We start from the raw sequence: 21,902 nt of genomic DNA on the forward strand, positions 1-21,902 counted from the left end.
TAAGGCTCAGTGATGAGCGTCGGGAGTGCCGTCTTTTTCAATGTGGGTCAGCGTGTAGCTGCTCATAATGACAACCGGCACCAGGAACGCCACAACCGCAACGCCCAGCACTGCGGTGTTGCCGCCAAGCAGGTATGCGATCAGGTCAAGACCCAGAAGTGTTACGCACAGATAAATGCCCATTCCAAAAACCCTTTTGTAGCCTGTAAGGCAGGAGCTGCTTGGTGTTCTGGCGCGGAATGCCTACTGTGCAGAACCTGCCGGATTCATTCACAAATCTGACAGCGTCACACTACTCCTTTGGTTTTGGCGGTCAACTGCTATCTGCTGCATGGCGTTGCGGCATTTTCGGGCGGTGTCCCGCCTGCGGGGGCACTAGGGCCGGGCTGGTGGTGCAGGCGGTGTTGGCCCGGATGCAGGGGCTGCCTGCTCCTGTGGTGCAGCCGGAGCCGCATTGTGCGGGGACTGGGAAAAACCGCTAATATCAGGCGCATGGAAGGCGGAAACCGGGCCAAAAATGGTGCCCGATACTTTATGGGCGGAGGGTACGGGGGTGTTCAGGCACCCTTTTATAACGGTGGCACACACCCCGTCGCTGCCAATCATCTGGTCGTTGTCACCGCTATAATGCATGTCTGTTACCCTGCCATCCACCAGCCGGATGGAGGCCACACAGGTGGAGCCTGCCCCGCCAAGGGTTGTCTGGGTCAGGTTAACCAGTGTTTGCAGGGGGATCAGCGTCGAATCGTTGGTTGCCGGTATGTTGGTGCCCCGGGTGTACTGGTAGATCCGCACGTGCTCGTTAATGATCTGTGTTCTGTCGGGTACGCCTACGCAGGCTTGCAGGTCCTCGTTGGTCATGCCCAGTACGGCCAGTTGCCCTTTATGCGCAATGCGGGAGGAGTAATAACCGCACCCGCTCAGGGCAAGCAGTGTAGCCAGGGTCAGGCGGGGTACAAGGTGCAGGGGCCGGGTAAAACGGCGCGGAGTAAGGCGGGCAGGCATGCGCCTTAGTTTCCCGGTCTTGCGGGGGTGATGTCAATATACAGAATGGCAAGCCATGGCAGGGGCCATAAAAAGGGCAGGGGAGCCTGCCACAGCAGGGCTAACGCACCAAGCATGGCCCCACCGGCAAAACCAACCCATGACAGACCGGGGAGCAGAATAGCCCCCGCAGGCAATGCTGGCCCCGTGCTGGCCCCGCAGCGCAGGGCTACGGCACTGGCCAGTGCCGAGGCACATTTGAGCATGTTGCTGGTGATAACCACGGTCTGGATTGCATTGCCGGAAAAACGGGCAATGCTCTCGCCCTGAACCGCCATAAGGGCGGGGAGCAACACAAGCTCGACCAGCCGGGCATGTGCCCCAAATTGGGCAGCCTGCACCACCAGCAGTAAAAGCACCATGAGTGCAATGCCATTGGTGGCTCCCCACCGCAGGCGGGCAAGGCTTGCCAGAAAGCCCGCACCAAAAAAAATGGCCAGCACGCAGCCCAGCAGCACAGCGTAGTGCCAGTTGGCATGGGCCAGTGCTGCGGAAAGATGTGTGGTGTTGCCGGTCATGGCCGAGGCAAACAGGCCGCCCAGATGAGCAAAGCTGAGCGCATCTACGTGCCCGGCCAGAATGCCAAGCACCAGAATACGGCGGGCGGATACGGCTACAGGGGTGGCAGGGGCGTCTGGCATGTTGGGGCTTGCTGTGCGTTCAGGCAAAAGATGGGAGCGTATTGTGCCCCACAGGGCAGAAGGCTGCAAACACTGCCGGGCAGGCAGAAGCCATGCCAGACAGAGCGGGTTTATACCGGGCTGTGGGGATGGCCGCAGGGTATTTGATGGAAAAATCAGGTCTTTAAAAACCATAATGCTGCCACCAGATACAGGCATGCATAACGCAGGCCCTGAAAAGCAGGGCTGGTTTGGGAACGGAAAAGAGACAAGCGTATGAGACTGCACCGCGTGATGACACTGGGACTGGCCGGCCTTATGGCCGCAACAGTGGGCACAACCGTTGTACAGGCCGAACCGGGCGGGTGCCTTAAATATGGTGCCGCAGGTGCGGTTGGTGGGCATCTGGCCAACCACGCCGTGCTGGGGGCCACGGCCGGTTGTGTAACGGGCATGTACCGTAGGCATGAATACCGTAAGGAAGCCAGGAACAAGGCCAAGCTGTACGATCAGGAACATCCCGGCGCAAAAGGCACATACGAGCAGAAAGCCACCGCCTATGATGTGGAACACTCCACCGCTCCGGGTAGCACAACGGCTCCATCCAATGCCCAGCCCGGTTCTGCCCAACCGCAGCAGCCAGCAAGCCTGCAGGGGGAAGAGCACCTGTAACCGGGCCTGACGGCCTGCCCCTTTTGGTTTGAGGCCGGTGGAAGGTCTGCGCTAAAGGGGGCTTTTGCCCCGCCCTGCCTGCATCATGCTTCCGGTTTGGGGGCAGGCGGGGTCCGGCGGGAGGAGAGCGTGCGTACGGTATCGAGCACAAATGCGGTCACGTAGAGCATAATGCGCTCAAACTCTTCCTGCACATCTTCAAAGGTCAACAACTGGTGGCGGAGCAGGATGTGCATGATCTGGGTATGGCAATCCATATCCGGGTTTGTGTCCAGCCATTCCGTCTCGCTCAGGCGTCGGGCATTGGCCTGGCAGATGTTCAGCAGCACAATTTCTAACGCAATATGCCCACCCAGCACCCGCCCAAGTGGCTGGGTGGGGTTGTAAATGGTGGGAATAAGCGTTTCAGCGTTATAGGTTTCTTTGCACTGTTCGTAGTGAATTGAGTAATACAGATATTCCGCAAAGGTAATTTTTGTATAAATACCAGTATCGCGCGCTGTTGCCTTGAGAAAGTTTTTATAAAGATTGGCACTGACTTCAAACGGGATTGTGCCGTTCAGGTCGGCAAAGCGTTTTGCGACACTGAGAATACTGGAAACCCGCAACTGCGCCCCTTTGAATGCGCGCAGGGTAATGGCCAGCAGCTCTTCCTGACTGATGCTATGGATGATTGTGCGGAATTTCTGGCTATGGTCGTGGGTTAATTCCACAAACTTATCGTAAAATTTGGCTTTGGTAAGAATGTAAGGCCCGGAAAGCTGGCTGTTGGGCATGATCGTGCTTTAAAGACGGGGGGATGAAATAGATAGGGTTTTAAAAACGCGGGCTGGCATGGCGTGTTTCTGAATCCTCTGGAGTAGCTTATGCTTAAAATACACTCACGCTCTTTTGCACAAAAAAGGTAAATTTCTGGTTAAAAATTGTTTTAGTGGCGGTCTCAAACCGGTGTTTGGGAGCACAATAAAAAAGACGGACTCGTTTCGTTGTGTGGTTTTGCGGGCTGTTTGTGTGAATTTTACGCATGCCCGCCCAAGGGCAGCATAAAGCCGGCCCATACCGGCCTTATGCCACGGTAGCGTTAAAAGGTCTGGCGCAGGCGCATGGTTTTTCCATCCTGCGTGTGGAGCACAAGGGTTCCATCTTCCATGCTCCAGGACTGCACGGTGTGCAACAGGTCCAAAAACAGGGCAGAAACACGGCCATGCGCGCCCGGGCAGGCCATGAGCGTGCTCATGCCCGCCTGTGGCGACTGGCTCACCTTGCCATCATGGCCAAAAACAAGGCCACCAGCATAACGGTTGCAGCCATCTGACCCGGATACCTTGCCGCTGTCGTTAATATCCAGCGTGGGGGTAAACATGTCTGCCGCCGGGTCGGGGTTTTCGTCCGTGGCGCTGTCATGCGCATCGGGCAGAACATTGCCGTTGTGCAGTGTATGGCCATCAAGCTGTGTGGCAACCCAGCGTGTGGCGTTCAGTTGCGTGGGGGGCACAATGTTGCCGCCGCAGCCGTTAAGGGTCTGCTCCTTGGTGGTAATGCGCACGCTTTGTGTGAACATCTGCCCGCTCATGCTGTCCTGGCAGGGGGTGGGGCTTATGGTTACGGCCAGGTCGGGGGCCTCGTAATGGCGGGTGTCGCCACGGGTATAGGTCCGGGTGATCATGCGGGTCAGGCGGGGGCCATCGGGGGTGCTCAGGGCCAGTGTGCCTGCTGCCATGCTGAAGTTCCAGAATGGCTCGTTCCCACGGGCTTCATACACGCCGTTGTCTGTGCCGGGTGTGTTCAGCGGCTGTGGTTGCGTTGCACAGCCCGCCGCAAGGGTTAAGGCGCAGGACGCCAGAAGGGAACGAATACGCGGCAGGGCCATGGCATGGCTCCTCATTCTATTGCGGACCGTAAGCAGTATGGCCCTTTGGCGCGTGGGCACAACGGCTTTCTTGTCCATGGCGTGTGGGGCAGGTGGGAGTTGGAGGTATTAAGGTGCAGGGCGGGCCTGTTCTGCCGGGCATAGGGGGATTAAAAGCAGGGTATGATTATTCAGGGTTACAATTACTTTTGCGACATGCCGGACGATGCGCGCTACCTGCGCAGCCCCCAGCCGGATGAACGGTTTATTGAAGAAAATATGGTGTTCATTCTGCCAGACCGCCTGCGCAAGTTCCGTCGGCAGTTGTGGCATGTGCGCCGCAACCCCGGCCCGGTGCATGTTTATGTGCCGCTGTTCCGTGTGAATACGATTATGGCATCAGACCCGCTGCCTGCGGGGTATGGGGCGGTGCAGGATGTGTATCCATTCTATACTCACACCACGCGCAGGCGTGGGCGGGCACTTGATTATTATGTGCTGTTCCTTTTCAGGGACAAGGATTCCTACGTCCGGTGTGAAGCAGCCTTACCCGCTGCTGGAGCGGGCTGACCTGCCCCCATATTCATGTAAGCAGATGGGCCGCCGCAGCCATGATCGCCCCTTGGGCGGAGGAAAAAACAGTGCCGGAATCGGCCAGAACCGTTGCAATCATCAGGTTCACCGGTAAGCCAAAATCCTCCACCGTCATGTTGTGGGCATCCACCAGTGTTGTGCGGTTGTCCAGCGTGACCGTGCTCATGCTCTCCCCACTGGCCAGGACGCGTTCGGGGTAGGCGGCCATAGGGGTGGTGGTGCTGGCATAGCCAAAAACCGGCAGGCCGAGCGCGTGGGCATAGCCTATTTCAAACGCGGTGCCATCATCCACATTGGGGCCACGGAAGGGGGAAAGATCGGCAATAACAGCCCGGCTCTGGCGGATCAGGCCCATATTGGCGCGGGCTATGGCTGCGGCAAGGGCTGCGGGGCCAGCATAGGCTTTTGGGTCGAGTGCGGCATCCAGCGGGTATAGGCCGCGCAGGCCCGCGCGCGTGCAGGCCGCCACCAGTTGTGCCCCCTGTGCGCGGGCATCCAGCGCAAAAACACCCGGTCCGGCCAGATACACGGCTGGTTCTGGTGTGGTGCTCTGCTCTGGCCGGGTGCCTGCATGGTTCTGGGGCATGGCGTTGGGTCCTGTTGGTGGTGGGTAAAGTGGCATGGTTGTCAGATTTTGTGTGTGCTGTCAGGCGTAAAGGTGGGCAAGGGGGTGCTTGGGCGGGCAGGTCAGGGTGGCTCTCGCACTCCGGCAATGGGGGTGTGCTTTTTTTGTTTATGGGGCATGGCGCAAAAGCGCGGTATCCTGCGTGCAATACTGGCCATACCAGAGCGGGAGCCGCCCAGACCATGCTGCATAGTTTTCAGTCCACCCGGGGGATGGTCACATCCCCGCATCATCTGGCCAGCCAGAGCGGTCTGGCTATTCTTAAAAAAGGCGGCACGGCGCTGGAAGCGGTTACCGCCATGGCCGCAACTCTGTGCGCGGTTTACCCGCACATGACCGGCATGGGGGGGGATGCGTTCTGGCTGATCTCCTACCCCGATGGCCGGACCGAGGTGCTGGAAGCTTGCGGTGCCGCCGCCCTGCATGCCAGTGCGCAGGACTACACGGCCGCAGGCCATACCAGCGTACCCTGGCGGGGGGGCATGGCGGCCAATACCATGGCGGGCACGGTTTCGGGCTGGCAGGCAGCACTTGAGCGTAGTGCGGCACTCCAGCCCGCCCTGCCGCTGGACGTGGTGCTGGAAGATGCCATCTGGTACGCCCGGAACGGTTATGCCCTGACCACGAGTGAAGCCTCCCTGCTGGCGGAAAAACAGGTCGAACTGCTGGGCAATGCCGCCTTTGCCGCAGCCTATGCCCCACAGGGGCGCCTGCCGCAGGCGGGGGATATACGCAAAAACCCGGCACTGGCCGAAACCCTGCAAAGTCTGGTGCACCACGGGCTGGGTAGTTTTTACACTGGCGATGTTGGCCGCAGGCTGCTGGCAGACCTGACCCACGCTGGCAGCCCCCTGCGCGCGCAGGACTTTGCCCACCACGCAGTGGCAACCCCAGCCCCCCTGCATGCCCGTGTGGCGGGCGCGCAGGTCTATAACGCTCCCCCGCCAACTCAGGGTGTGGCCTCGCTCGCCATTCTCAAACTGTTTGAAAAACTCAACGTGCAGGAGGTGGATGGCTTTGCCTATGTGCATGCATTGGTCGAGGCCACCAAGCATGCCTTCCTGTTTCGGAACGCGCATGTGGGCGACCCGCGCTGGATGAGCGAGGACGCACAGGGTTTTCTGGATGATACGGCCCGCTTTAACGCCATGGCAGCCAGCATAGACCCATACCGCGCCATGCCCTGGCCCGCACCGGCCCAGATGGGGGACACAACCTGGATGGGGGCCGTGGATTCCCGCGGGGTGGCGGTCAGCATGATCCAGAGCCTGTATTTTGAATTTGGCTCCGGTGTGTTTCTGCCCCAGACCGGGCTGCTCTGGCAGAACCGTGGCGCGTCCTTCCTGCTGGAGGAAGGAGCATGGAATGCCTTTGTGCCCGGCCGCAAGCCGTTCCACACCCTTAATCCCGCGCTGGCCCGGTTTGATGATGGACGGGTCATGGTTTACGGCACCATGGGGGGCGAAGGGCAGCCGCAAACGCAGGCGGCCCTGTTTACGCGCTACGCCATGTTTGGCGTGCCCTTGCAGCAGGCCATTACCGCGCCACGCTGGCTGCTGGGGCGCACATGGGGCAGCCACAGCCATTCGCTTAAAATGGAGAGCCGGTTTGATGCGGGCGTTATCGCCCGGCTGGAGCAGGCCGGGCACGAGGTGGAGCGCGTGGCTCCCTTTACCAGCATGATGGGCCATGCCGGGGCCGTGGTGCGCCATGCCAGCGGCCTGTTTGAAGGAGCGGCAGACCCCCGGAGCGATGGGTGCGTGGGGGCTTACTAGCCCGTATGCACCGCTGCATCCGCCTGCGTTTCTGCCCGTGTATGCACCAGCCGGCCATTGGCCCATGTGGCGCGTATGGCCCGGTCATCGCCCAGAACCATTAAGGTAAACAGGCGCTCGGCCAGACTGGTGCAGCGGGCACTCCGCTGGGCCATAAGTGGGGTGGCGGCGGGGTCCATAACACAGAGGTCGGCCTCCATACCCGGGGCTATCAGGCCAATATGGTCGTGCAGGTGCAGGGCGCGTGCAGCCCCCGCCGTGGCCAGCCAGAGTGCCTGTGCTGCGGAAAGCCGGGTATTCCCCGCCATGAGTGATACCTTGTAGGCTTCTCCTATTGTGGCCAGTAGCGAGAGCGATGTGCCTGCCCCAACGTCTGTCCCCAGTGCCACGTGCACCGGGCGGGTGGGTTTGAGCGCGTCAAACAGGGCAAATGCGCCACTCCCGAGGAACAGGTTGGAGGTCGGGCAATGGGCCAGCGTACAGCCTGAATGGTGGCAGTGGGCAAAGTCATGCTCAGCCATGTGAATGGCATGGCCAAATATGGCGCGTGGTCCATCCAGCCCTGCTTTTGCGTACACATCCAGATAGGATGAGCGGTTGGGGAACAGGCTGCGCACGGCGGCTATTTCGTCCAGATTTTCGGCCAGATGAGTCTGCATGTACAGCCCCGGCGTGTGCTGGAATAACGTGCCTGCCAGTTCAAGCTGTTCTGGCGTGCTGGTTATGGCAAAGCGCGGGGTTACGGCATAAAGCTGGCGGTCCCTGCCATGCCAGCGCGCAATAAGGGCGGCGGACTGGTCGTACCCGCTCTGGGCGGTGTCCTGCAGGTTGGGAGGGCAGTTGCGGTCCATCAGCACCTTGCCCGCGATCATGCGGGTGCCAAGGCGGGCGGATTCCTCAAAAAACGCATCGACCGACTGGGGGTGCACCGTGCAGTACACCGCTGCCGTTGTGGTGCCGTTACGCAGCAGCTCGGACAAAAACAGCCTTGCCGTCCGCCGGGCGACATCCACATTGGCAAACTCTGCCTCGGTGGGGAAAATATACTGTTCCAGCCACGGCAGAAGCTGCTCCCCCCAGGAGGCAATGGCCGAAATCTGGGGGTAATGCACATGGGCATCTATAAAACCCGCGCTGATCAGGCAATCGGGGTAGTGGGTCAGGGGGGTGTTGTCTCCCAGCAGGGGGGACAGGGTGGCGTAGGGGCCGCATTGGGTAATGCGCCCGTGTTCCATAATAATCAGCCCGTCCTCTTCCAGCACCAGTGCATCGGGCGTGGTAAAGGGGTTGGCGCAAAAGGTAACGTAACTGCCTCTTATGGCGTGGCGGTCCGGGGTGTGGGGCATTGGGGGCGTGCTTTCGGGCCGTTAGAACTGTTCGGCAAAAAAGTTTTCAATTTCGGTAATAATAAACCGCGCGGCGGTGGAAAGCTGGCGCGAGCGGTCCACGCACAGGGCCAGTGTTAGCGGGGGGAGCTTGCGGTTGGTAATGGGGGTAAAGGCCAACTGGCCTTTCTGCACCTCATCATACGCATCCAGATAGCTTAGAATCCCCACCCCTGCGCCTTCCAGCACCATGGATTTGATCATCTGGATATTGTCGGCCTTGGCCACGGTTGCGACCTTGACCCCTGTTTCCGCCTCCAGCACCCCAATGGGGCGCCACAGGGCCAGCGGAGGGGCAGGGATGATCATGGGGTATTCCGCCGCAAGGCTGAAGCGGGCTTCGGTCATTTCCGCGATCTCGTGCGAGGGCAGGCAGACAAAGCCCAGTGGTATTTCCTTGTGGGTGCGGACTGTTAATTCGCGCATGTGGCCGGGGTTGAACATGAGCGCGAAGTCGGCATGACCCTTAACCAGCAGTTCCCCCATATCGTGGCTTTTGCGCACATGCACGCTCACCATAATGCCCGGATGTGTCTGGCGCAGCTTGCCCAGAAGGGTGGGCAGAAAACCCTTGGTCAGTGCATCGGGGATAAGAATATCCGTGCTCCCCTGCCGCAGGCCTTTAAGGTTATCCAGCTGGGTTTGCAGGGCGTTCAGGTCGCGGGACCAGCGGCGGCAGGAGGTCAGGAGCAGTTCCCCCGCGGTGGTAAGCCGCAGCCCCGATGGCAGGCGCTCAAAGAGCTGGGTGCCCAGAATTTTTTCGCCCTGCAACACCTGCCGGTCTATGGCGGATGCGGCAATATGCAGCTCGTCCGAAGCTTTTCTAATAGAGCCATGCTGGGCTACGGCCATGAAATACCGCAGGAAGCGGGAAAAAACGGGCATCAGCTTTTGCTCTCTTTTTGCGAACGCACCATGCTGAATTAAGTCATATACAAGAACGATACGTGTGTGAAACAGTAAGTCTGATTTTATTTGGCGCGATCAGGAACCACGCAGGATTCCCGATCTGCATAATGTGGACTGATAAATGGGTATGGAACAGCTAAACAAACGTGTTCGGGACGATCTTGCCAAAATCGAGTTTGCCTCGGGTAACTGGTGCGTTCCCCATCAGCACAACGGACGGGATGTGCTGGACGTGGCCATTATTGGCGGCGGGCAGGGCGGGCTTGCCACATGCTTTGGCCTGCGGCGGCGCGGCGTGGCCAACACCTGTATTTTTGATATGGCCCCCGAGGGGGAAGAAGGGCCGTGGGTTACTTTTGCGCGCATGATCACCCTGCGCACGCCCAAGCACGTGACCGGGCCGGACCTTGGTATTCCCAGCCTGACCCCCCAATCCTGGTTTGAGGCAAAATACGGCGAGCAGGCCTGGCGTGATCTGGATAAAATCTCCCGTCACGACTGGCAGGATTATCTGCTCTGGCTGCGTGATGTGCTGGACCTGCCGGTTAAAAACGAACACCGTCTGGCCGACATTGCATGGGAAGACGGCCTGCTCAGGCTGACCTTTACCGGCGCAGGTGGGGCCGAGCATGTGGTCTGGGCGCGGCGTGTGGTTCTGGCGACCGGCATAGAAGGCGGTGGGGCGTGGCATGTTCCCGACTTTATCCGCGAGGGGCTGCCCAAAAGCCGCTATGCCCATACCTGTGAACAGATTGACTTTGAAGCCCTGCGCGGCAAGCGCATTGGTGTGCTGGGGGCTGGTGCCTCGGCGTTTGATAACGCGGCAACCGTGCTGGAACATGGCGCTGCCAGCGTGGACCTGTGCCTGCGCCGCAAGCAGATCCCCACAGTGAACCCCTACCGCTGGATGGAAAACGCAGGCTTCCTCAGCTATCTGGCCGATCTGCCGGACCTGCTGCGCTGGCGCTTTATGTACAAGATTTATGACCTGAACCAGCCGCCCCCGCAGGATACGTTCTGGCGTTGCCGCAAGCACCCCAACTTTGCCTACCACCCCGGCACCCCCTGGACCGCCGTGCGGGAGGAAAACGGGGCTGTGGTCGTGACCACCCCAAAAGGTGAGATGGAGTTCGACTTCCTGATCATTGGCACAGGCTTTATTATCGACCTGACCAAGCGGCCCGAACTGGGGCGCATCGCCAGCCGCGTTGCCCTGTGGAAAGACCGGTTTGAAGCCCCCGCAGATGAGCAGAGCGCCCTGCTGGGCAGCCACCCTTACCTGAGCAATGCCTTCCAGTTCCAGCCGCTGGAAGCCAATGACCCGCTCGCCCCCATGATGCAGTGCATCTACAACTTTACGTTCTCCGCCATGCCCAGCATGGGGCTTGCCGGGGCAACCATTAGCGGGATGCGCTTCGGGGTGGAAAAACTGACCAACTGCATAGGCCGCAGCCTGTTTGTGGAGGACGGAGCCCTGCACCTGCAAAGCCTGCTGGATTATAACGTGGATGAACTGACCAGCTTTGACCCGCCGCCAGAGCAGGCCTGAAAAAAACCAAGCGTAAAACGGGATAAAAATGAACCAGACTTACCCGCGTGACATGATCGGCTATGGCGCCACCCCGCCCGATGCACACTGGCCCGGTGGCGCGCGTATAGCCGTGCAGTTTGTGATCAACTACGAAGAGGGTGCGGAAAACTGCGTCCTCCACAATGATCGCGGGTCCGAGGCATTTTTGTCCGAAATGGTAGGCACGTCTTCCATTGTCGGTGCGCGCTGCATGCAGATGGAAAGCCTGTACGAATACGGCAGCCGTGCCGGGTTCTGGCGGCTTTACCGCCTGTTTGCAAAAGCGGGCCTGCCCGTTACGGTTTTTGGTGTTGCCATGGCGCTGGCCCGCAACCCGACAGCCGTTGCCGCCATGCAGGCCAGCGGGTGGGAAATTGCAACCCACGGCCTGCGCTGGATAGATTACCAGAACGTGCCAGAGGATGTGGAGCGCGCCCATATGCGCGAGGCCATAGCCCTGCACACGCAGGTTACGGGTGCTCCGCCGCTGGGCTGGTATCAGGGCCGAACCAGCCCCAATACCGCCCGTCTGGTCGTGGAGGAAGGCTGCTTTTTGTATGATGCGGATTCCTACGCCGATGACCTGCCCTATTACGACCGGCGCTACGGTAAACCCCAACTGATTGTACCGTACACGCTGGATGTGAATGACATGAAGTTTGCCGCCCTGAACGGCTTTACCGAGGGCGAGCAGTTCTTCCATTACCTGCGCGACACGTTTGACATGCTCTATCAGGAAGGGGGGCGTATGATGTCCGTTGGCCTGCACTGCCGTCTGGCAGGCAAGCCCGCACGGGCACTGGCTGTTGCCCGCTTTTTGGAGCATGTGGCGGCCCATGCCGATGTATGGGTGGCAACCCGGGCCGATATTGCCCGCCACTGGCAGAAGGTGCACCCGGCATGACCGCCCCCGCCATGCTCACTCTGGCGCAGGTTAACGCCATGCCCGATGCCGCTTTTGTGGAGGCGTTTGGCAGTGTGTATGAACATTCCCCATGGGTTGCGGTGCAGGCAGCCAAAAACCGCCCGTTTGCAGACCTTGGTGGCATGTGTGCGGCGTTTTCCGCCGCCATGCGTGCCGCGCCCGAGGCGGCACAGTATGCGCTTGTGCGCGCCCACCCCGAGCTTGGGCACCGTCTGGGGGTGGACCCGGGGTTGACCGCAGACTCTGCACAGGAACAGGGCGGGGCAGGGCTGGACCGGCTAACGCCAGAGGAATACACGCATTTTCGTGCCCTGAATGATGCGTACACACACAAGTTCGGCATGCCGTTTGTTATTTGTGTGCGCAAGGTGGGCGGGCATGCCAAACAGGTTATTGCACAGGCCATGGAACAGCGGCTTGCCAGCACGCCCCAAGCCGAACTGGCCGAGGCCTTGAGCCAGATTGACGCAATAGCCGCATTACGTCTGCACGATAAGGTGGTGGCATGAGCTCTCTTTCAACCCATGTTCTCAACACGGTTTCCGGCCGTCCGGCGGTGGGGGTGGCGTTGCGCCTGAGTGGGGCCACAGGCGTTCTGTTTGCAGGGCAGACCGATGCCGATGGCCGCTGCCCGGAGCTGAAAGCGCTTGAGCTGGAAGCCGGTGCCTACTGCCTGGAGTTTGAGGTCGCGGCCTATTTCCGCCAGCAGGGCACACCGCTGGCGGACCCGCCGTTTCTGGATATTGTGCCAATCTGCTTTGGTCTTGGCGGCAGCGGGCATGCCCATGTGCCCCTGCTGGTCGCCCCATACGCCTATTCGACCTACAGGGGGAGTTAAGCCATGCAACCTGCCAGCAACACGCCACAGACCGTCCACCCCGTGGACCAGATGCTCCCGGTCTGGAAGCTTGGCTTCTATGGCCTGCAACATGTGCTCACATTCTATGCAGCCGCCGTTATTGTGCCTGTTCTGCTGGCGGGGGCCATGGGTCTGCCCCGTGCCGCACTTGAGCATCTGATCGAGGCGGACCTGTTTACCTGTGGCATTGCCTCCTTCATCCAGTCTGCGGGGCTTGGGCGTTATATCGGGGTCAAGCTCCCGCTGTTGCAGGGGGTAACCTTTGTGGCCGTTACCCCCATGATCGCCATTGGCGTGGCTGCGGGTGGGGGCGTGCAGGGGCTGCCCCAGATTTTTGGCGCGGTCATTGCTGGGGGGATCTTTACCTTTCTGGCGGCACCGTGGTTTGGCAGGCTGGTCAGGTTTTTCCCGCCTGTGGTCACGGGGTCTGTTATTCTGGTTATCGGGCTGGCCCTGCTGCCGGTGGCCGCGAATGATATTGTGAACGGGCAGGGCACGGGGGTCATGCAAAACCCGGTTAACATGCGCAATGTGGCGTATGGTCTGGGCACGCTGGTTTCCATCCTGTTTATCCAGCGTATGTTCAAGGGGTTTGTGGCCAGCATTGCCGTATTGTTCGGGCTGGTGGCTGGCACGTTAACCGCGTGGTTTCTGGGCGATGCCAGTTTTGATGGCGTGCTGTCTGCCCCGTGGGTGACCGTTGCGCAGCCTTTTTACTTTGGTATGCCCACCTTCCATGTGGTGCCGGTGCTGTCCATGCTGGTGGTTATGATCATTACCATGCTGGAAACCACGGGGGATGTGTTTGCCACGGGTTCCATTGTTAAAAAGGATATTTCCTCAGCCGACATCACGCGGGCGATCCGTGCGGATGGTCTGGCAACCATGATTGGCGGGGTGCTGAACTCCTTTCCCTACACCTGCATAGCCGAGAACGTGGGCCTTGTGCGGCTTACACGGGTGACCAGCCGCTGGGTTGTGGTCGCGGCGGCGTTTATCATGATGGGGCTTGGCTGCCTGCCCAAGCTTGCCGCCATTATTGCCAGCGTGCCCCTGCCGGTACTGGGTGGGGCCGCACTGGCCATGTTTGCCGCTGTGGCTGTGGTGGGGATTCAGACCCTTGTCAAAGTGGATTTTGATAATCTGAACAACACGGTTATTGTGGGCACCAGCATCGGGCTGAGCATGCTGGCAACAGCACAGCCCCATATTGCTGACCATTTTCCCGCATGGATGCAGGTTATTTTTGGCAGCGGTATTACGTTGGGTGCTCTGTCTGCCATTGTGCTGCATCTGGTGTTCAACTTTGGCAATCTGTGTTCCTCCGAGCAAACGGTGGAACAGGATACGGTCATACTCGAAACCCCGGTCTGGAACGTTGTGGGCGCGCAGGACAAACCTCAGGCGGCCATTGGGCAGGCTGGCCGCGCCCAGACCGAGTAAGCATCGGCGTTTCGCATACTCTGTGCCTGATACGCATAAAAACATAAGCCGGGAGGGCACGCATGCGCCAGCACATCAGCTTTTATGTGGGGGATACCCTCCACCATCTGTCCAGCCTGCCGCCGGAGTTGACCCTGCTGGACTGGCTGCGCGACCAGCAGGCCCGCACCGGCACCAAGGAAGGCTGTAACGAAGGGGACTGCGGTGCCTGCACCGTTCTGGTCGGGCGGCTGGAGCAGGGGCATCTGGTATGGCGCGCAGTTAATGCCTGTATCCACATGGTGTGGATGCTCGATGGCGCGCAGCTCTTGACCGTGGAGGATCTGCGCAGCCCCGATGGCGCATTGCACCCGGTGCAGCAGGCCATGGTAGACGAGCACGGATCGCAATGCGGGTTCTGCACACCGGGGTTTGTCATGTCCATGGTCGCGCTGTCCACGCGCGCGGATCTGGCGGCACTTGAGGGCACGCTGGATGGTGAGCGGATTATAAATGAGGCACTGGCAGGCAATCTGTGCCGTTGCACGGGGTATGCCCCCATTGTGCGCGCCATGAAAAAAGCCGCAGCCTACTGCGCCCGGCATGGTGAACCCATAAGTGCCCGCACGGCGGAGCTGAGCGCGCGCCTACAGGCCCTGCAGGATGGCAAAACAGTGGAACTGCATAGCCCGCAGGGGCGTGTCACGCTCCCTGCTACGGTGGAGGCACTGGCCACTGCCTATGCGCAGGACCCGGCGGCCGTGCTGGTAGCAGGGGGGACCGATGTTGGCTTGTGGGTCACCAAAAGATTGCGCCAGCTCCCCCATATTATTGCCGTGCGTAGCGCCCGCGACCTGCACAAAATCCACACCCGCCCCGATGGCGCGTTGTGGATAGGTGCAGGCGTCACCTACACGGAGGCCATGCCCCATCTGGTCGCGCACCTGCCAGCGGCGGCAGATACGCTGCGGCGTATCGGGTCCACGCAGGTCCGTAACGCTGCCACCGTGTGCGGCAATATCGGCAATGCGTCACCGATTGGGGATGGCCCGCCCATTTTTATGGCCGCAGGTGCGCAACTTCACCTGCGCTGCGGGCCTGACCGCAGGGTTGTGCCGCTGGAAGCGTTTTTTCTCGAATACGGCAAGCAGGACATCCGCCCCGGCGAGTTTATAGAAGGCGTGCTTATTCCGCCGTTGCCTGCTGGGAGCGTGTGCGGAGTGTACAAGGTTTCCAAGCGGTTTGATCAGGATATTTCTGCCGTGCTGGGGGCCTTTGTGCTGGTTATGGCAGAGGATGGCACCATACAGCAGGCCCGTCTGGCCTATGGCGGCATGGCGGGCATACCCTGCCGGGCCAGCCGGGCGGAGGCTGCCCTTACGGGGCAGACGCGTACCCCCGCAACACTCCTTGCAGCGCAAGCGGCCATAAAAGAGGATTTTACGCCTCTGTCAGACATGCGGGCCAGTGCGTGGTACCGTGCAACGGTTGCCGCCAACCTGCTGGTCCGCCTGTTTGAGCCTGATAGGGATAACAGCCCGCACCACGCTCCAACATTACAGAACTGGCAGGAGGTGGCGCATGGTTGACCCCCACACCATGGCAGCACAACAGGCTGAAGCCTCAGGCGTGGCACCCCAAGGCCCCGCACCGGTGGCCGGTGCGGCGTCTTCCTCGCTCAGGCATGAGAGCGCGCACCTGCACGTAGCGGGGGAGGCGCGGTATGTGGATGATATGCCAACACCGCCCAATGCGGTGCATGTTGCCCTTGGCCTGAGCAGCCGCGCCCATGCGCGCATCATCAGCATGGATCTGGGGCCGGTGCAGGCTTACCCCGGCGTGGTTTGCGTGTTGAGCGCGCGCGACATAGCGCACCACAACCAGATCAGCTCCGTAGGAGCGGGGGACGAACCCCTGCTGGCCGAAGACCATGTGTTTTTCTGTGGTCAGCCCTTGTTTGCCGTGGTGGCCCAAACCCGCCATGCAGCCCGCCAGGCCGCAGTGCTGGCACGGGTGGAATACGAGGACCTGCCCGCAGTGCTGAACATAGAGCAGGCCCGTGCACAAGGGGGGGCACTGGTCTGTCGCTCGCTGGAAATGACACGGGGCAACGCCGCTCAGGCTCTGGCCAATGCCCCGCACAGGCTTGCAGGCCAACTGGCCATTGGCGGGCAGGAGCATTTTTACCTCGAAGGGCAGGCCGCGCTGGCCTGGCCCGGAGAGGATGGGGAAATGCGTATCTGCTCCTCCACCCAGCACCCGACAGAAACCCAGCACATGGTGGCCCATGTGCTGGGTTGCCCCAACAACCTTGTGACCGTGGAAGTCCGGCGCATGGGCGGTGGTTTTGGCGGGAAGGAAACTCAGGCCAACATTGTGGCCTGTCTGGCAGCCCTTGCCGCCGCGCGCACCGGCCGCCCAGCCAAACTCCGCCTTGACCGTGATGATGACATGATGATCACGGGCAAGCGCCATGATTTTGTGATTGATTATGACGTGGGTTTTGATGCGCAGGGCCATGTTCTGGGGGTGGATATGGAGCTGGCTGCCCGCTGTGGCTGGTCGGCCGACCTGTCCGGCCCGGTAACGGACCGCGCCCTGTTCCATGCCGATAACGCCTATTACTACCCGGACGTACGCCTGCGCTCGGTGCCGCTGCGCACCAACACGCAGTCCAACACGGCATTTCGTGGTTTTGGTGGCCCGCAGGGGGCTGCTGCGGCTGAACGGATTATGGAGCAGATTGCCTTTGCCACCGGGCTGGACCCGCTGGATGTGCGGCTGCGCAATGTGTATGGCACGACCGAACGCAACGTCACTCCGTACCACATGACCGTGGAGGATTCCATTGCCGGGGAGGTTATGACCCAACTTGCGCAGGACTGCGACTACCGCAAACGCCGCACACAGATCAGGGAGTTTAACAAGACAAGCCAGTACCTGCGGCGTGGTATTGCGTTAACGCCGGTCAAGTTTGGTATTTCCTTTACCGCTACGCATTTTAACCAGGCTGGGGCATTGGTGCATGTTTACACCGATGGCTCGGTGCAGGTGAACCACGGCGGGACAGAAATGGGGCAGGGCCTGCATACCAAAATGGTGCAGATTGCCATGCGCGAATTCGGGCTGCCCCATGAGCGGGTGCGCATTACCGCCACCACAACAGGCAAGGTCCCCAATACCTCTGCTACCGCCGCGTCCAGTGGTGCGGACTTGAACGGCATGGCCGTGCTGGCGGCTGTGCGCACCATCAAGGACCGGCTTGTAAACTTTGCCGCTGCCAAATGGCAGGTTCCCCCCGAACAGGTACATTTTACAGCCGATGGTGTGGTGGTGGGGGAGGCTACGGTGCCGTTCGCCACACTGGTCAATGCGGCGTATATGGCCCGTATTTCCCTCTCCTCCACAGGGTTTTACAAAACGCCCAAAATCTCGTGGGATAGTGCAACAGGGCGTGGCCGACCGTTTTATTACTTTGCTTACGGTGCGGCCTGCGCGGAGGTTGTGGTGGACCTGCTTACGGGGGAAAACCGCATGGAGCGGGTGGACATCCTGCACGATGCGGGCCTCTCCCTTAACCCGGATATTGATATAGGGCAGATCGAGGGCGGGTTTGTGCAGGGCGCGGGCTGGCTGACTATGGAGGAACTGTTCTGGGATACATCGGGGCGTTTGCGCACCCATGCGCCCAGCACCTACAAGATTCCCGCCTGTTCTGACCGGCCACGTATTTTTAATGTCAAACTCATGGACAACGTGCCCAACCGGGAGGAGACCATCTTCCGCTCCAAAGCGGTGGGGGAACCACCGTTTGTGCATGGTCTGGCGGTGCTGCATGCCATTTCCGATGCGCTGGCCAGTGTGGACAACTACCGTACCTATCCGGGGCTGAATGCCCCGGCAACGCCCGAACAGATTTTGCGCGTGGCCGAGCGCCTGCGCCAGCAAGGTGGAGTGGGTCATGCGCAGGTACACACCTAAGCAGTTACTTGGCCTTTGGCGGCAGGCACCTCAGCCTCTGGTGGTGGCACGCGTAACGCTTACCCGCGGTTCCACCCCAAGGGAGGAGGGAGCGTTTATGCTGGTCGGGCAGGACGTTGTGGCGGGCACGGTTGGCGGCGGCGCGCTGGAACTGGCGTGCGAGCAGCATGCCCGCACCATGCTCCAGTCGGGCGAGGCACTGTGCGAGCGCCAGATAGTGCTGGGGGGGAGTAATGTCAGCCAGTGCTGTGGTGGCCGCGTGGCCGTAAGGCTAGAAGTGCTGAGTGCTCCGTTATGTGCACAGCTTGAACAGCAACTGGCCCAGCAGAATGCCCAGCGCCCAACTCTGTTTTTGTTCGGGGCGGGGCATGTGGGGCGTGCACTGGCCCACGCACTGGCCCCTTTGCCGTTGCGGCTGGTCTGGGTAGACCCGCGCGCGCATGAGTTTGGCCATGTGCCCGAAGGAGTGGAAGCACGCGTGACCGCCGCGTGGGACGATGTTCTGGCAACGGCGGAGCCTGGTGCGGGTGTGCTGGTGTTAACGCCATCGCACACACTGGATGCGCTGATTGTGGAGGCAGCGCTCCTGCAGCCCGGTCTGGCCTATATTGGGCTTATCGGTTCGCGTACAAAACGCTTGCGGTTTGAAAAATCCTTTTCAGAAGTGGGGATTTCTCCACAACAGCTTGCGGCACTGGTCTGCCCCATAGGGGATAGGGGTGTGCGGGACAAACGCCCCGAGGTGATAGCCGCTCTTGTAGCAGCCGAAGTGGTGGAAAAACTGCTCCATCCCGCACAGCAGGGGGAAGGGTTTGCTGGGGCCAGTATGGGCGCCAGTGCCTGACCCCTAAACTCTGTGCGGCAAGTGTGCAGCAGTTACGTTGGCAGGGTCGGGGAAGAGCCGATTGTGGGCAAAAGACCCCACATTCTCTATAATATATGGCGCGTCAATTTTAAAAACAGAATGAAAATGGCAGAGTGGGCCTGTCCCATGCCTTGTTCTGGTTGATTGGAATACTACCCTCTTTTCAATTTATAAAAAATTCAGAAAATTGACTGTAATGGATCAATGCAACAGGAGGCAGCATGAAAATCGGGTTTGTTGGTCTGGGCGCTATGGGGCACCCTATGGCGAGGCGCCTTCTTGCTGCCGGGCATCAGCTTTGTGTCTATAATCGAACAGCCGCCAAAGCTGCCGACTTTGCTGCTCTGGGCGCGACTGTGGGGGAAACTCCCGCCATGGTTGCCCATGAAGCCGATATTGTCTTTTCTATGCTGCTGGATGATGCAACGACTGAGCAGGCGACATTTGGCAAAAATGGTATAGCCGAAGGGCTATTGCCCAATGCTGTGCATGTCTGTTGCAGCACAATATCCCTCGAGCAGGCACGTTGTTTGCGCGATGGCCATGCAGAACGTGGGCAAACATACGTCAGTGCCAATGTTCTTGGGCGGCCTCCTGCGGCGGAAGCGGGAGCATTGTTTGTTATGGTCGCTGGTAAATCAGACGTGCTGGATTATCTGGAACCAGCACTCCAATGTTTTGGCCCTCATATCTTCAGGGTGGGGGATGACCCGTTGCAGGCCAATCTTGCAAAACTGTCCCTGAATTTCATGATTTACTCAACCATTGAACAGATGGCAGAGGTTTTTGCTTTGAATGAAAAAGCGGGAACAGACCCACGCAAGATTTTTGAGATTATGACAGGCAGCTTCTATAACGCTCCGGTCCATAAGAACTACGGCAAGCTGATGGTTGACCATGCTTATGACACTCCCGGAGCACCTGTTACTCTGGGCCTGAAGGATGTCGGGATGTTCATGGATGCCGGGGGAGATTACGGCGTACCACTCCCCTATGCCGCCATTGTTCGTGATCGTTTGCTGAGCGCAGTCAGCGCGGGTGATGCAGACCGCGATTTTGTCGTTCTTCAGGAGCGCGTGCGTCAGGAAAGTGGTTTGAAGTAGGGCATGCCAGCGCAGAGAAGCTGGAAGGCTTGGGGGCTATTCCCGCTCAAGATATTGGCTTTGCAAGCATTGCACTTTGAGATTCCGGGTGAGTTTGTTCAGTAATTCGCTTTTCAGGCGCGGAGTAACCCAGTTCAGATTAACATTTACTCGGTGCTTTGGTGCGAGTTCGACAAGCCGCCCGGATTCAAGGTGCGCTTTGGCGAGTGCAAGGGGTTGCAACCCCCACCCCATTCCGGCGAGTGCAAAATCCAGAAACCCCTGAGGGGTCGGGATATAATGCACCTGTTGGGGCAAAGGGAGTTGATGGACCTCCTGCAACCACCGTGTTTGCAGCCTGTCCCGTTTTTCAAAGCACATGCAGGGCGCGTTGGAGAATGCGTCTTGCGTCCATCCATGAGAAAAATAGCGTTGCACAAAATCCGGGCTTGCACAGGCTGCGTAACGTAACGTGCCAAGGTGTAGCGTGCGGCAGCCGGACACCGGGCTTGAATCTGCCGTAACTGCGGCCATGACATCACCCGACCGCAGCCGGTCCGCCGTATGGGCTTCGTCCTCTATAAGCAGGTCCAGAAAAACCCCGCTTTCTTTTACGAAGCCAGAAATTGCGGATGGAAACCACGTGGCGAGACTATCCGCGTTAACGGCAATTTTGAGCGTGGGTGAGCGGGAGACTGATAATGCTGCATCTCCAGAAAGCTGAGGAATTTCAGCTTCCAGCAGGCGGACTTTGTCAATATGGGCGCAAAGAGCCTTGCCCAGCGTGGTGGGCTGGCAGGGCTGACCGCGGATAATCAGCAGCGCGCCCAGTTTTTCCTCATACCCTTTGACGCGTTGTGAAATGGCGGACGATGTAATGCCAAGAGCCTGAGCGGCTCCTTCAAAAGAACCCTCACGCACAACGGCACTGACAATACCCAAGGCAGCGTAATCCAGCATAAGTAAGGAATGCTTCATATCATTTAGAAAAACAAGTTTTTCTTATCATGGAAAAGGACATAGTGAAACAGCATGATGCTGTTCCTCATTTCGTTTTTCGCTGGGTTTGCGCTTTCCGCATCTCTGATCGTAGCCATTGGTGCACAAAACCTGTTTGTGCTGCGGCAGGGTCTTAAACAGGAACATGTCGGGGTGATTGTCCTGTTCTGTGGCTTTTCGGATGCCGTGCTGATTACTGCGGGTGTGAGTGGGGTCGGGGCTTTGGCGTCTGCTCTGCCTGCCCTGTCGGTGGGTCTTACGCTGGCTGGTGCCTTGTTTCTGGCATGGTATGGCGCAAAATCACTGTACCGGGCGGCACACCAGAGCAGCATGTTGGCTCAGGTAGATCGTGGGATTTCGTTAAGGCAGGCGCTGCTGGCCGTGGCAGCTTTTACGTGGCTTAACCCTCATGTTTACCTCGATACAGTGCTGCTAATGGGGGCTGCGGCCACGGCACAGCCTCCATCAGCAAGGCCCATGTTTGCAGCAGGGGCGGCGTCTGCCAGTTTTTTGTGGTTTGCGGCTCTGGGCTATGGGGCTCGCCTTTTACAGCCTTTGTTTGCGCGCCCCCGCTCATGGCAGATTCTGGATGTGTTTATAGGATGCATCATGTTTACGCTTGCGGGTTTTCTGCTCTGGAACGGTCTTATGCACTCGTTTCTGGCACGGTCATAATGGCTGCCATTGGGCTGGAGCGCCTTATTGCAGGTAGCGCAGGGGGCATTG

General features: G+C 59.5%; 22 protein-coding genes. 13 read left to right on the forward strand and 9 right to left on the reverse strand.

The genetic code is table 11. The features are described 5' to 3' along the window. Positions 1–6: 6 nt before the first annotated feature. The 3 genes from HK20_RS13090 to HK20_RS08165 form a co-directional block, all read right to left on the reverse strand. The gene (locus tag HK20_RS13090) at positions 7–183 is read right to left on the reverse strand and encodes a hypothetical protein (protein ID WP_165925242.1); all 177 of its coding nucleotides are present in this window, start codon (positions 181–183) and stop codon (positions 7–9) included. A 192-nt stretch (positions 184–375) separates the two neighbouring features. Further along, a complete protein-coding gene (locus tag HK20_RS08160; RefSeq protein ID WP_086646580.1) occupies positions 376–1,005 on the reverse strand; it encodes a hypothetical protein in 630 nt (209 codons plus the stop codon). A 5-nt stretch (positions 1,006–1,010) separates the two neighbouring features. Continuing rightward, the gene (locus HK20_RS08165) at positions 1,011–1,883 is read right to left on the reverse strand and encodes a YoaK family protein (RefSeq protein WP_233129138.1); all 873 of its coding nucleotides are present in this window, start codon (positions 1,881–1,883) and stop codon (positions 1,011–1,013) included. A gap of 57 nt (positions 1,884–1,940) precedes the next feature. On the opposite strand from HK20_RS08165, the gene HK20_RS08170 reads away from it, so the two are divergent. Beyond that, on the forward strand, positions 1,941–2,336 hold the full coding sequence (locus HK20_RS08170; protein WP_198943901.1) for a hypothetical protein: 396 nt from the start codon (positions 1,941–1,943) through the stop codon (positions 2,334–2,336). A gap of 83 nt (positions 2,337–2,419) precedes the next feature. Here HK20_RS08170 and HK20_RS08175 read toward each other — a convergent pair whose 3' ends face one another. Both HK20_RS08175 and HK20_RS08180 read right to left on the reverse strand, forming a co-directional pair. Further along, the gene (locus HK20_RS08175) at positions 2,420–3,112 is read right to left on the reverse strand and encodes a hypothetical protein (protein WP_086646581.1); all 693 of its coding nucleotides are present in this window, start codon (positions 3,110–3,112) and stop codon (positions 2,420–2,422) included. Between the two features lie 305 nt (positions 3,113–3,417). Further along, complete coding sequence (locus HK20_RS08180; protein ID WP_086646582.1) at positions 3,418–4,206, reverse strand: META domain-containing protein; 789 nt, start codon at positions 4,204–4,206, stop codon at positions 3,418–3,420. Positions 4,207–4,368: 162 nt separating this feature from the next. Here HK20_RS08180 and HK20_RS08185 point away from each other — a divergent pair, with 162 nt between their 5' ends. Continuing rightward, positions 4,369–4,755 (forward strand): hypothetical protein, encoded by a 387-nt coding sequence (locus HK20_RS08185; RefSeq protein WP_086646583.1) that lies wholly within the window; start codon positions 4,369–4,371, stop codon positions 4,753–4,755. Between the two features lie 13 nt (positions 4,756–4,768). Here HK20_RS08185 and HK20_RS08190 read toward each other — a convergent pair whose 3' ends face one another. Then, a complete protein-coding gene (locus tag HK20_RS08190; RefSeq protein WP_158093045.1) occupies positions 4,769–5,365 on the reverse strand; it encodes a nucleoside 2-deoxyribosyltransferase in 597 nt (198 codons plus the stop codon). Positions 5,366–5,586: 221 nt separating this feature from the next. Between HK20_RS08190 and HK20_RS08195 the strand changes: the two genes are divergently transcribed. Next, entirely contained in the window at positions 5,587–7,179 is a 1,593-nt protein-coding gene (locus HK20_RS08195; protein ID WP_086646672.1) for a gamma-glutamyltransferase family protein, read from the forward strand. Here the strand turns inward: HK20_RS08195 and guaD are convergent. Continuing rightward, entirely contained in the window at positions 7,176–8,525 is a 1,350-nt protein-coding gene (gene guaD, locus HK20_RS08200) for a guanine deaminase (protein ID WP_086646585.1), read from the reverse strand. The two genes, HK20_RS08195 and guaD, sit on opposite strands and share 4 nt — an antisense overlap. A 21-nt stretch (positions 8,526–8,546) precedes the next feature. Continuing rightward, entirely contained in the window at positions 8,547–9,449 is a 903-nt protein-coding gene (locus HK20_RS08205; protein WP_086646586.1) for a LysR family transcriptional regulator, read from the reverse strand. Between the two features lie 151 nt (positions 9,450–9,600). On the opposite strand from HK20_RS08205, the gene HK20_RS08210 reads away from it, so the two are divergent. The 9 genes from HK20_RS08210 to HK20_RS08250 all read left to right on the forward strand — a co-directional run bounded on the left by HK20_RS08210 (position 9,601) and on the right by HK20_RS08250 (position 20,198). Continuing rightward, positions 9,601–11,022, forward strand: coding sequence for an NAD(P)-binding domain-containing protein (locus HK20_RS08210; RefSeq protein ID WP_086646673.1), 1,422 nt, complete (start codon positions 9,601–9,603; stop codon positions 11,020–11,022). A 28-nt stretch (positions 11,023–11,050) separates the two neighbouring features. Beyond that, positions 11,051–11,947 (forward strand): allantoinase PuuE, encoded by an 897-nt coding sequence (puuE, locus tag HK20_RS08215; RefSeq protein WP_086646587.1) that lies wholly within the window; start codon positions 11,051–11,053, stop codon positions 11,945–11,947. A gap of 11 nt (positions 11,948–11,958) precedes the next feature. Beyond that, positions 11,959–12,477, forward strand: a complete 519-nt coding sequence (gene uraD / locus HK20_RS08220) for a 2-oxo-4-hydroxy-4-carboxy-5-ureidoimidazoline decarboxylase (RefSeq protein ID WP_086646674.1) — start codon at positions 11,959–11,961, stop codon at positions 12,475–12,477. Further along, positions 12,474–12,806: a hydroxyisourate hydrolase gene (uraH, locus tag HK20_RS08225; protein ID WP_086646588.1), complete on the forward strand. Its 333-nt coding sequence runs from the start codon at positions 12,474–12,476 to the stop codon at positions 12,804–12,806. Before uraD ends, uraH begins: the two co-directional genes overlap by 4 nt. 3 nt (positions 12,807–12,809) lie before the next feature. Beyond that, a complete protein-coding gene (locus HK20_RS08230) occupies positions 12,810–14,270 on the forward strand; it encodes a nucleobase:cation symporter-2 family protein (protein WP_086646589.1) in 1,461 nt (486 codons plus the stop codon). 62 nt (positions 14,271–14,332) lie between these two features. After that, the gene (xdhA, locus tag HK20_RS08235; RefSeq protein WP_086646590.1) at positions 14,333–15,838 is read left to right on the forward strand and encodes a xanthine dehydrogenase small subunit; all 1,506 of its coding nucleotides are present in this window, start codon (positions 14,333–14,335) and stop codon (positions 15,836–15,838) included. A 10-nt stretch (positions 15,839–15,848) separates the two neighbouring features. Next, positions 15,849–18,230, forward strand: a complete 2,382-nt coding sequence (gene xdhB / locus HK20_RS08240) for a xanthine dehydrogenase molybdopterin binding subunit (protein WP_086646675.1) — start codon at positions 15,849–15,851, stop codon at positions 18,228–18,230. Next, entirely contained in the window at positions 18,211–19,074 is an 864-nt protein-coding gene (gene xdhC / locus HK20_RS08245) for a xanthine dehydrogenase accessory protein XdhC (RefSeq protein ID WP_086646676.1), read from the forward strand. The genes xdhB and xdhC overlap by 20 nt, the downstream gene beginning before the upstream one ends. 242 nt (positions 19,075–19,316) lie before the next feature. Beyond that, positions 19,317–20,198: an NAD(P)-dependent oxidoreductase gene (locus HK20_RS08250; protein WP_086646591.1), complete on the forward strand. Its 882-nt coding sequence runs from the start codon at positions 19,317–19,319 to the stop codon at positions 20,196–20,198. Positions 20,199–20,234: 36 nt separating this feature from the next. On the opposite strand, the gene HK20_RS08255 is transcribed toward HK20_RS08250, so the two are convergent. After that, the gene (locus tag HK20_RS08255) at positions 20,235–21,155 is read right to left on the reverse strand and encodes a LysR family transcriptional regulator ArgP (protein ID WP_233129139.1); all 921 of its coding nucleotides are present in this window, start codon (positions 21,153–21,155) and stop codon (positions 20,235–20,237) included. A 57-nt stretch (positions 21,156–21,212) separates the two neighbouring features. Between HK20_RS08255 and HK20_RS08260 the strand changes: the two genes are divergently transcribed. Next, positions 21,213–21,851, forward strand: coding sequence for a LysE/ArgO family amino acid transporter (locus HK20_RS08260; RefSeq protein WP_198943904.1), 639 nt, complete (start codon positions 21,213–21,215; stop codon positions 21,849–21,851). Positions 21,852–21,902: the final 51 nt, after the last annotated feature.

The organism is Acetobacter sp. DsW_54, from assembly GCF_002153575.1.
Lineage (GTDB): Bacteria > Pseudomonadota > Alphaproteobacteria > Acetobacterales > Acetobacteraceae > Acetobacter > Acetobacter fabarum.

Excerpts from the sequence above, each read along its gene's own strand:
- HK20_RS08185 (WP_086646583.1), top strand. The coding sequence starts at position 4,369 with ATGATTATTCAGGGTTACAATTACTTTTGCGACATGCCGGACGATGCG.
- HK20_RS08165 (WP_233129138.1), bottom strand. The coding sequence starts at position 1,883 with ATGCCTGTATCTGGTGGCAGCATTATGGTTTTTAAAGACCTGATTTTT.
- HK20_RS13090 (WP_165925242.1), bottom strand. The coding sequence starts at position 183 with ATGGGCATTTATCTGTGCGTAACACTTCTGGGTCTTGACCTGATCGCA.
- HK20_RS08160 (WP_086646580.1), bottom strand. The coding sequence starts at position 1,005 with ATGCCTGCCCGCCTTACTCCGCGCCGTTTTACCCGGCCCCTGCACCTT.
- HK20_RS08260 (WP_198943904.1), top strand. The coding sequence starts at position 21,213 with ATGCTGTTCCTCATTTCGTTTTTCGCTGGGTTTGCGCTTTCCGCATCT.
- HK20_RS08170 (WP_198943901.1), top strand. The coding sequence starts at position 1,941 with ATGAGACTGCACCGCGTGATGACACTGGGACTGGCCGGCCTTATGGCC.
- uraH (WP_086646588.1), top strand. The coding sequence starts at position 12,474 with ATGAGCTCTCTTTCAACCCATGTTCTCAACACGGTTTCCGGCCGTCCG.
- HK20_RS08190 (WP_158093045.1), bottom strand. The coding sequence starts at position 5,365 with ATGCCCCAGAACCATGCAGGCACCCGGCCAGAGCAGAGCACCACACCA.
- HK20_RS08210 (WP_086646673.1), top strand. The coding sequence starts at position 9,601 with ATGGAACAGCTAAACAAACGTGTTCGGGACGATCTTGCCAAAATCGAG.
- HK20_RS08195 (WP_086646672.1), top strand. The coding sequence starts at position 5,587 with ATGCTGCATAGTTTTCAGTCCACCCGGGGGATGGTCACATCCCCGCAT.
- xdhB (WP_086646675.1), top strand. The coding sequence starts at position 15,849 with ATGGCAGCACAACAGGCTGAAGCCTCAGGCGTGGCACCCCAAGGCCCC.
- HK20_RS08205 (WP_086646586.1), bottom strand. The coding sequence starts at position 9,449 with ATGCCCGTTTTTTCCCGCTTCCTGCGGTATTTCATGGCCGTAGCCCAG.
- puuE (WP_086646587.1), top strand. The coding sequence starts at position 11,051 with ATGAACCAGACTTACCCGCGTGACATGATCGGCTATGGCGCCACCCCG.
- xdhA (WP_086646590.1), top strand. The coding sequence starts at position 14,333 with ATGCGCCAGCACATCAGCTTTTATGTGGGGGATACCCTCCACCATCTG.
- HK20_RS08175 (WP_086646581.1), bottom strand. The coding sequence starts at position 3,112 with ATGCCCAACAGCCAGCTTTCCGGGCCTTACATTCTTACCAAAGCCAAA.
- xdhC (WP_086646676.1), top strand. The coding sequence starts at position 18,211 with ATGCGCAGGTACACACCTAAGCAGTTACTTGGCCTTTGGCGGCAGGCA.
- HK20_RS08180 (WP_086646582.1), bottom strand. The coding sequence starts at position 4,206 with ATGGCCCTGCCGCGTATTCGTTCCCTTCTGGCGTCCTGCGCCTTAACC.
- HK20_RS08250 (WP_086646591.1), top strand. The coding sequence starts at position 19,317 with ATGAAAATCGGGTTTGTTGGTCTGGGCGCTATGGGGCACCCTATGGCG.
- uraD (WP_086646674.1), top strand. The coding sequence starts at position 11,959 with ATGCTCACTCTGGCGCAGGTTAACGCCATGCCCGATGCCGCTTTTGTG.
- HK20_RS08255 (WP_233129139.1), bottom strand. The coding sequence starts at position 21,155 with ATGAAGCATTCCTTACTTATGCTGGATTACGCTGCCTTGGGTATTGTC.
- HK20_RS08230 (WP_086646589.1), top strand. The coding sequence starts at position 12,810 with ATGCAACCTGCCAGCAACACGCCACAGACCGTCCACCCCGTGGACCAG.
- guaD (WP_086646585.1), bottom strand. The coding sequence starts at position 8,525 with ATGCCCCACACCCCGGACCGCCACGCCATAAGAGGCAGTTACGTTACC.